Raw genomic sequence first — 8,832 nt, forward strand, 5'->3', positions numbered from 1 at the left:
CAGTGCTGGGACCTGCTGCGCCAGCGCCGCGCCAAGCGCGAGTTCGGCGAGAACCCGGCGGAGGCGCATGTGCGCGACGTGGGCACGGTGGAGCGCTACGAAGGCTGAATGCGCAGCCGCGGCAGGGCAGGGCATGCGGGGGTCTGTGTCTCACCCATGTCGTCTGTCTGGGCGCGGGCTGACCGGTTGGTGCCGGGCCTGGCCCAGGCGAGCCGCCAATTCCTCAGGCGGTGGGCGCGCTCATTGCAACACGCCCAACACGATCAGCACGCTGTTGCCGCCTGGCACTTGGCTGGGGCCTTCGCCGCCGTGAGGATCGGGCATCTGTGCGGCGCGGGCCGGGTCAATCTTGTCGGCGCCGGTGTTGACTTGCAAGCCGTAGAACATGCTTTCGATCTGCATCTTGCCGCGCAGGCCGTAGAGCGTGGGTGAGGCCTTGTTGAAGTAGTCGACCTGGCTACCCGAACCTGAGAGCTCGATGCGGAAGGCGGGCTTGTCGGCCGTACCGCCCGTGCCCAGGTAGGTGTAGGAGATGTCGCCGCGCCAATCCGACAGGTTGATCGACTGGCTCAGGACCGCGACATGCCTGCGTTGACCGACTACCGCGCAATGCTGGCCGGGCTGTGGGACCGCCAGTACGGGCTGACGCCGGCCCAGCGGGCGCAGGTGTTTCCGGGGCTGAAGGGCAGCGCGGATCTGGGGCTGGTCTGAAGCGATCGGCGCGCTGTCGCATCAAGCTCCCCGTCGCCGACGCGTTGACGGCAAGACCTTGTTGGGTGTGCTTGGCGCGGTGGTCCTGCGCGGTTTGGTGCGAGCCTGTGTAGCGTCGGCCTCCGCAGCATTGATCACTTGCCGCAACTGAACAGCGCACGTGGTTGGCGCCAGACTCAGGCAGTGGCGGCATTCCCTGAAGACCCGCAGCCCCTCATCGGAGTTGTCGTCGAAGACCAGCACGCCCAGCGGCGAGAAGTGGTGGACGATGCCTTGCGGTGCCTGCCATGCGTCCGGCGCGCCCTGGGCCGGCCAGGCGATGCCTTGCGTCGCCACGCGCGCGGGGATCAGCCAGTACTCACCGCTGCGGTAGTCGCCGCCGGTCTCGAACGCGACCTGGACGCCGTCTTCGAGGTCCAGCCAGGTCAGCTGTAAGCCATTCGATTCGATGATCGGCACCGCACCTTCGTCCAGCACGACGATGTCGCTGCCGTGCTGGTCCCAGCGGCGCAGCTTGGGGTTGGACAAGGTCTCTGACCAGGCCATCAGCGTGCCGCCCGGCACACTGGCCGAGTCGACCACCAACTGGTCGCCATCGACCACCGAGATGCGCACCAACTGGCCCGGTTCGTTGGCCAGGTCCAGCGCATCGTGCGACAGCTCGACCCAGTCGCCTGCCGTGAAGCCGCGGGCGCTGGAGGCGCTGAGCGTCGATGCATCACCGCTGCTGCCCACGCCCAGCCAGCGAGCGGCCACGCTGCCGTTCTCGCGCGACCATTTGAAAGTGGCACCACCCGCGACGCCAGCGCGATGCACCTCGACCCGGTACAGCTGGTTCTCGGCGCCGCGGTAGGCCGCATCCGGCGACACGATGCAGGGGTCGGTGAAGGCCGAGCCGGGGTCGAGGCGTGCGGTCATGAGGCCGCTGCCCAGGGCCGTCAGCGAAGACAAGGGCGTGTTGCAGGCGTCCTGGTTCTCACGCGGGTTGCCCCAGTTCTCATCCCACGGCAAGGCTTTGACCTGCCAGATGACCTTGGCGCGCGTGCAGGTGTCTGGCCCGCCCAGTGCAGGCTCGCGGATCGAGTCGTCTTCGATCCACGAGACATGCCGTTCCCACACGTCGAGGTAGACCCAGAAGGCCTGGTTCGAGGAGGGCCGCGTCAGCCACGCGAGCAGCGCGTCGCCGCCCTCGTTGTTGACCGGCGGCGTGGGTGTGTAGTCGGGCTGGTCGGCGTAAGACGTCCACTGCTCGTTCTCGCACAGGATGCCGTCCACGTAGTAGTGGCCGGGGGCGAGCGACAGCACCGCGGGCTTGGTGGACTTGTCCAGGTCCAGGCTGAAGCCGCTGTCAGGCGGGCCGCCGCCAGCGCCGAAGAGGTCGCGCGTCAGCAAGCGAAGGTGGTGCAGCAGGATGGCCGAGGCCTCGTTGCTGTCGGCGTCCAGCGCCACGCGACCCTGCTGGTGCAGGACGCGGCTGTAGTGCTTGCTGCTGTCGAAGCCGAAGCGGGTGAAGTCGCCTTTCATGGGAAGCCTCTCTCGGGTTTGTCGTCAATTCGCAAACAGCAGGCCGACATGCATGCCGGCCGGCGTGAACTGGGCCAGGCGCGCGCGCAGGTTGGCCGCGCGTTGGGGTTGGAACAGGTCGTGGTACACGCCCATTTCGGAGTCGTCGTCGGCGCCGCGCACGATCTCGGCCGCGCAGTGAATGCCGAGCTGCGCGTAGCCCGGGGTGCCGTAACGCTCGGACGTGAACTGTGGCCGCAGGCGCAACTGCTCGCTCAGGATCTCGGCGTGGAGCGGGTCGGCATCGGTGATGCGGCGGCGCACGTCGGCAATGGCTTCGTCGGGCTGGCAGCGATAGCGCCGCGGCGTGCGGCAGCGACAGGGCACGTAGCAAAAGCGCATGCAGCCGATCTGGCGTCGCGCCACGTTGACGCAGCCGGTGAAGATGCAGTTCTCGGCCAGCGTGATCGCGTGCACGTCAACGATGCCGAACACGGTCGTGTCGCTGACCGTCAGCATCACATGGGCAATGCCGTCGCCCGGCCCGCCGATGGCCTGCATGTCGTGGCCGGTGGCATCGACGATGCTGTCGCTGATGTTCAGCGGGATCGGGTCCAGCCCGACTTGGTCTTCGCTGACACGGATCGTGCCGACGATGCTGTGCTCGACGGAGATGGTGGCGCGCAGCCCGTTCATCTCCAAGCTGGGTTCGGCGGGCCGGCGTGGCTCGCAATTGCAGTCGATGCCCCAGCCGGGCACCAGCGTGCAATGACGGATCACGACGCGAGCGCCGCACACGTCCGCTGAGGCGTAGCCGTCCGACCGCCCTTGCACGCGCAGCGGCCGGCCGGTGACCAGCAGGCCGTCGAGGCTGATGCGGCTGCGCTCGCCCAGCGTGATGGTCAGCGCATCGGGGAGGTCGGTCTGCCAGTCGATCAGCCGCAGCACCGGCCGCGTGCGCTGCGCTGCGCGCAACTGCAGCGACTGTCCATCGGCCAGCGTGACGGACAGCGGCTCGACGAAGACGGCGCTGCTGCCCAGCTCGATTACCGCATCGTCGGGCTGGTCCTTCTGCCACTGGGCCAGCGCATCGGCGATGCGGTGGAACTCGAACTGGTCGCCTTCGCCGACGCGGTACAGCTTGTACGGCCCGGCCGGTGCCAGCAGAGGCCGCTCATATTCGCCACCGCCGATGGCGGACGGCTGGCCGTAGCGGTAGCTGACCCGCACACCCTTGCGCGGCAACTGCGACGGCGGAAACGCGATGCGGCCCAGCACCGGATCAACCGCCACCTGGTTGGCGCGCGGCACGTAGGTCCAGCCGCTCAGGTCGGCCGGCACGATCTGCGCTAGCGGCACGATCGCGCTGCCGGGGGCGCCGGCCCAGCCCTCGGCGCGAATCGACAGGCTCAGCTCCTCGCCGTAGAAGGCGCCGGGGTTCGCATCGAACGCGTGGCGGCGAATGGCCGCGGGCAGGTTCAGTTCCTCGGCGATGTGGCTGGGGTCGGTCTCGGGCTGTGGCGCGACGAACAGCGGTGCGTCCTGCCCCAGCACACTGAAGGTGAAGCAGTGGGGCCCGGCTTCTTCAATGCAGCAGGCGGGTGTGTCGGTGACTGGCAAGCTCAACAGCCGCCAGGCGTAGACCCCGACGCTCGGGATGTTGAACAGGCCGGTGCCCCGGTGCGAATCGATGCGCCGCAGGTCCACGCTGTGCGCAATGGCTTCGAACGGGCCCCCCAGCTGGTCCAGCGCATCCATCTCGCGCAGGTCGACCAGGCGGTGCCGTTCGAGGTAGAGGTGGTTGATATTCTGGTCACGCACCAGCAGCTTGAAGAACTCGACCGCGCGGGCCGGCCAGCCGGCCACGTCTTGCGCCAGTTGTTCCAGCAGCGCCAGTGTGCCTTTCGCGCGCCGGTTGCGGATGGCGTTGGCCACCTCGCGGCGCGGCACCAGCACGCGTGGGTTCTCGCAGGCTGGCGCATCAGCGGGCAGACCGGCCTCGGCCAGCGGCACATGGCCGACCAGGTCGCCGATGTAGGGCACGGCCCAGTCCTGTGCGGTCTCGATGAACCAGTTGTCATAGAGCTGGGCGATGTCGTCTTCGACCACATTGACCTGCTCGGCGATCACGTGCAGCAGCGCCTTCAGCGGGTAGCCCTGGTCGGCATCGCGCATGCGATGGACCGTGGGCAGCAGCGCGTATAGGCGGTCGGCGCGGGCCGTATCGATGGTGTTCATGTCAGTCGCTCCGGCTAGCGTCGCGCAACTCGCGACGCAGGAAATCAACCAAACCAAGGGATTTGCGTGGATCCGGCTTTGCCGGTCCGCTGCAAAAGCCCCCTCGGGGGGCAGCGACCGGAAGGGAGCGTGGGGGCTTCATGACAACAGCTGGTTCAGGATGAGGGTGTCGGCCACGGCGGGGGTGAAGATCGCCAGTTCGGCTGGCCGCAGCACGCCGCGGTCGTTGCCGCCGGGGAAGGCGATCACGTCAGGCGGCAGGTGGCCGGCCAGGCCTGCAAGGCGCTGGGTGTTGGACTGGTCGGGGTGCAGCGCCCGGGCCACGGCGCTGGTGACTTCGCTTTGCGTCACCAGCCGGCGTGTACCGTCGCTGCCGGCGACCTTTTCGGGGACCGAGCCGAAGGTGTCGACATCAACGTAGGCCACGCCGCGCACCCCCTGGATCGCGCTGATGACCTCGGCCAGCCGCACGCTTTGGCCCAGCCCGCGCTGGCCGAAGCCAAAGCGCTGCAGCAGCGTGTTGCGCACCGCGTCGGCCACCGGCTCCCAGCTGTAATCGGGCAGCAGCGCCACGCCGGCCGACAGCACCAGCGCCAGCAGCTCGCGCGGCTCCACGCGCAGGGGCAGGTCGGGGTCGCCCAGCGCTCGCAGCGCGGCCAGCAGGTTGCGGTACAGGTCGCTGGTCTTGTCGATCGGTGCGTCGTCGACGCCCGCGATCGTCAGCAGCACGATTTCGCGTTGGCCGTCGCTGGCCCGCGTGGCCACGGCCTTGGCGATGCCGGCGAAGGTGCGGGTGAAGTCGGCGTAGTCGCTCACCGAGACCAGCCGGTCCAAGGACATTACCGCCAAAGGGGCGTTCGAGCGCGCGAGGTCGCGGTCTTCGCGGTCTGTGCCGCCCGAAGAGCGAAGCGGGTTGATGACCGCCTTCACGCCCAGTGGCCGCGTCGCCAGCAGGCTGATCTGCTCGGCCTTCACGTTGCCCGGCGCACCGATGCCGCTGCGGTAGACCGCGCGCACGTTCTGCACGCCGGTTGGCAGCCGCGTGCCGTGTTCGCCATCGCCGAAGACGACCTGGGTCAGGCCAGCGTCGTCGGTTCGGGTGACGAAGCCGCGGTCCTTGGTGCCCAGCCAGGCGAGCGAGGTGGTCTCGTGCCAGCGCACGTCGTCGACATAGACCGCCAGCGTGCTCTCTGCCCCCGACGCGGTCGGCACCGAGACGAAGGTCAGCGGTGGCTGCTTGAGCGTGAAGCTCTGCAGCGCTTGGGTCGCGTCGCCATTGCCCAGCATTTCGTTGCGGGTCTCGCCGTGGGTGGCCCGAACGACGTTGCCGTAGACGACGACCGACTCGCGCTTGTAGCGGAAGGCGCTGCGGGTCGCGAGCTTCAGTGTGGTGTGGATCTTGTCGCCGGCGAGGTTCGGGTCGTAGCCGTGCACCAGGCTTGCCACCATCATCAGCTCGGCGGCCTTGACGCCTTGGACGCCTTCGATGTCCGAACGCTCGCCCTGCAGAATCACCCAGCGGCCAGACGCCAGCTCCTTGTGCAACGAGGCCAGCTCCAGGCTCAGGTTGTCGGGGTCGTCGGGCTGGCTGCCCACCTCGGTGGTGATCGGCTCTTCGACGAGTGTCAGCGGCACGCTCTGGGCCCAGACCTGTGTGGCGCGCAGCACCGGCATGTCGTTGGCTCCGCTGCCGTCGACGTTCGGCACGCTGGCGGCCCACCATTCGCGGTCGAGTTGCAGATGGGTCGACTTGCCGCTGATGCCATAGGCGGTGCGCGGCGTGGTGATGGCTTGCTTGACGGTGTAGATGCGCGACAGCGGCGTCGAGTTCTCCATCCGCCGCACCAGCACGTAGCTGGGGGCGGTGATCTCGGTGTGCAGCTGGTCGAGGTAGAGGCCGTCCTTGGTTTCGCCGTCCAGTGTCCATTCCCGCCATTGGTCCTGCGGCGGCACGGTGCCATTGGTCACCGTGACCAGCTTCTGCACACTGGCGCCGAACAGCGACGCGTTGCTGCGCAGAACGAACACGCCGACGAGCACGGCGCTGGCGATGTTCTCGTTGGCACCAACCCAGGCGCGGTAGTAAGTGTCGCGCAGCGGTGGCGCGAAGCTCAGCAGCATCTGCGGGGCGGTATCGGCACCGCGCGCAAAAGCGTGGCCCAGGTCGCGCCGCAGCTGCAGGCTGTTGCGGGCCTGCAGCACCCGAGGCTTCAGCAGGCCATTGACGAACAGGTCGGGGTTGGTCGAGGGCGGCGGCGGGGGCGACGGCGGGGGAGACGGGGGCGGCACCTCGAGCAGATCCGCGATGTCGCTTCTGAAGGTGTTGATCAAGGCCTGGACATCCTCGTCGATGTTGTCGTCCGAGTAGTAGTTCTGAATCTCCTCGGGCCAGTTTCTGGGGTCGGTGATGGGGTCGAGCAAGGCCTTGCGCAGCACCTCGCCGGCCTTGTCGATGACCTCTGCGGTGGGATCGTTGGCGGCAGGCCGGAAGGGCTGCATGGATGTGACCAGCGTGGTCAACAGACCGATGGTCAGCGCCACGTCGTCAGGCACCGGGTCGAGGCGAATGGTTGACTTGCCGTCCGCGGTCGGCCCCTCGGTCGAGCGGATGCTGCGCATCGCCGCGAGGCTGCCGTCGTCGGCGAACAGCAGCATCAGTGGGTCGCCAGCGCGCAGGCCGTTGACCGAGTCCGAAACGACGACCCGGTCGATCAGCAGCGCGGTGTCCAGCGTGATGTTCTGAGGCCGCGTCATGCGCACCTGCAGGTTGTTCCACTCGCGCCGTGCGTCCAGGTCTTCGCTGGTCTCGAATGACTGTGGCGTCTCGCCCGGCCCCGGCAGGCTCTGCGCTCGCGCGCCGGTGGCGATCACGGTGGCCTCGATCTGGTTGTCGTCCAGCGCATAGGCCAGGTAGACGCTGGCCGCCACACCCGGGCGCAGCGTGTAGCCGACCAGGCGCGCCAGCTCCAGCACGGAGCGGCGCTCGGTGGCTGTGCGCAGGTAGCCCTCGTTGGCGATGCGCTCCTGGTAGAACGCCAGCAGGTCGGCCACGGTGGCCCAGCCGTCGAGCAGCGCGACCCCGAAGTCGCCGCGGTCGCGGGTGGTCAGCGCCTGCAGCGGGCGGAAGGTCTGCGGCGTCTGGCCGTCGCCGGTCACGCCGTCGACCTCGGTGGTGGCGAGCCGGGCCATCATCGACTCGAAGAAGGTGGCGTGCGTGCCCACGCGGTAGGCCAGCTCGGGCAGGCCGGGCCGGTTGTGGATGACCGCGGGCGTCAGCACCGTGGTGCCCTCGCAGCAGCCACAGGGCAGCGAGAAGGCGCCGCAGGTTGAGCAGCTTTTCATCACAGGCCTCCTTCAACGCTGATCGCAATGACACCGCGTTCGGGGTGGTTCGGGTCGTTCGCCAACTCGGCGATCTCGTGCGGCGCCAGCGGCAGCACGCCGTTGTCGAGCTCGTGGTTGGGCGGCTGGCCGTAGCGGTGGAAGGCCTCGACCTCGACGCACATCACGCCGGGCACGGCCATTGCTGCCGCAACGATGCGCGACAGGTGCAGGCTCTGGCCGAAGCTCAGCTGGTCGGCGTCGAAGAAGCCGCCGGGCGTGCCGACAAAGCGCTTCAGCAAGGCCGCCTTGACGTGGCCGCGCTCATGGCCCGGCAGCGCACAGACATGCATCGTCAAACTGATCGGCACATGGGCCGCAGGCTGTACACGCAGGTCGTGGCCCATGCGGCGCACGCGGTACAGCGCGGCCTCGACTGTGGCGAGCAGCGCCGAATCGGCGGCGTTGCGCTGCCAGGGATCCAGTGCGACGTCGGCTTCGTACCAGCTGCCCGTCCACACCAGCGCGGCCTGCGCACTTTGCAGTTCGGGGTTGAGGGCGGCGATCGCCGCGTAGTCGTTAGCGGTGATCGCGCGGCGCAGGGCCTTGCGAAAGGCCAGAGGCGCGAACTCGCGAGCCTGCTCGATCGGCTCGGGGTCGATGCCGCCCTGGGCCGGCAGCGGGTTCCATGGCGTGAAGGTGACACCGTCGAGCGTGAGGCCGCTGATGACGATGAACGAGATCGACCCGGCGCCGACGTTGCCCTCCTGGCCACCACCGACGCGGTAGTGCGCCTTCAGGATCTGGCCGGGGCCGGGTCGGCGGCCGAGTTCTCCATCGCCAAAGCGCAGATGCGCGACGCCGTCGTTGTCAATCTCGGCGACCAGGTGCCGGTCGTCCGGGCCGCTGCCCAGCAAGTCGGGCTGGGCGGTCCAGATCACATCGCTGTCGTCTTCAGCCAGCCAGAGCTGCGGCGTGGCAGCGCGTGGGTCCTGGGTCAACGAAGCAGCCGCGGGACGCGTCGATGGCGGTGCCGTTTCGGCATGCACCAGCGGCGCG

The 8,832-nt window shown here is 68.5% G+C and carries 7 protein-coding genes; 2 read left to right on the forward strand and 5 right to left on the reverse strand.

Annotated features, from left to right (window positions below; all coding sequences use genetic code 11):
• The first annotated feature begins 12 nt into the window (after positions 1-12).
• A complete protein-coding gene (locus tag FKP22_RS34520) occupies positions 13-108 on the forward strand; it encodes a DUF2630 family protein (protein ID WP_375140580.1) in 96 nt (31 codons plus the stop codon).
• 132 nt (positions 109-240) lie between these two features.
• Here FKP22_RS34520 and FKP22_RS32020 read toward each other — a convergent pair whose 3' ends face one another.
• Positions 241-402 (reverse strand): hypothetical protein, encoded by a 162-nt coding sequence (locus FKP22_RS32020; RefSeq protein WP_170200879.1) that lies wholly within the window; start codon positions 400-402, stop codon positions 241-243.
• Between the two features lie 180 nt (positions 403-582).
• Between FKP22_RS32020 and FKP22_RS34260 the strand changes: the two genes are divergently transcribed.
• Positions 583-711: a hypothetical protein gene (locus FKP22_RS34260; protein ID WP_259372446.1), complete on the forward strand. Its 129-nt coding sequence runs from the start codon at positions 583-585 to the stop codon at positions 709-711.
• Positions 712-732: 21 nt separating this feature from the next.
• Here the strand turns inward: FKP22_RS34260 and FKP22_RS12990 are convergent, their stop codons facing one another.
• From FKP22_RS12990 to FKP22_RS13005, 4 genes are all read right to left on the reverse strand, one after another.
• The gene (locus FKP22_RS12990) at positions 733-2,235 is read right to left on the reverse strand and encodes a DUF6519 domain-containing protein (protein WP_141287910.1); all 1,503 of its coding nucleotides are present in this window, start codon (positions 2,233-2,235) and stop codon (positions 733-735) included.
• Between the two features lie 24 nt (positions 2,236-2,259).
• On the reverse strand, positions 2,260-4,452 hold the full coding sequence (locus tag FKP22_RS12995; RefSeq protein WP_141287911.1) for a hypothetical protein: 2,193 nt from the start codon (positions 4,450-4,452) through the stop codon (positions 2,260-2,262).
• A 138-nt stretch (positions 4,453-4,590) separates the two neighbouring features.
• Positions 4,591-7,794, reverse strand: coding sequence for a putative baseplate assembly protein (locus FKP22_RS13000; RefSeq protein ID WP_141287912.1), 3,204 nt, complete (start codon positions 7,792-7,794; stop codon positions 4,591-4,593).
• Positions 7,794-8,832 (reverse strand): putative baseplate assembly protein (locus FKP22_RS13005; RefSeq protein WP_141287913.1); only part of this gene is annotated, 1,039 nt, incomplete at its 5' end. The genes FKP22_RS13000 and FKP22_RS13005, both read right to left, overlap by 1 nt.

This window comes from Ideonella azotifigens (assembly GCF_006519715.1).
In the GTDB taxonomy this organism is placed as follows: Bacteria; Pseudomonadota; Gammaproteobacteria; order Burkholderiales; family Burkholderiaceae_C; genus Ideonella; species Ideonella azotifigens.

Coding starts and splice junctions, on each gene's coding strand:
- FKP22_RS13000 (WP_141287912.1), bottom strand. CDS start 7,794: ATGAAAAGCTGCTCAACCTGCGGCGCCTTCTCGCTGCCCTGTGGCTGC.
- FKP22_RS12990 (WP_141287910.1), bottom strand. CDS start 2,235: ATGAAAGGCGACTTCACCCGCTTCGGCTTCGACAGCAGCAAGCACTAC.
- FKP22_RS32020 (WP_170200879.1), bottom strand. CDS start 402: ATGCAGATCGAAAGCATGTTCTACGGCTTGCAAGTCAACACCGGCGCC.
- FKP22_RS12995 (WP_141287911.1), bottom strand. CDS start 4,452: ATGAACACCATCGATACGGCCCGCGCCGACCGCCTATACGCGCTGCTG.
- FKP22_RS34260 (WP_259372446.1), top strand. CDS start 583: ATGCCTGCGTTGACCGACTACCGCGCAATGCTGGCCGGGCTGTGGGAC.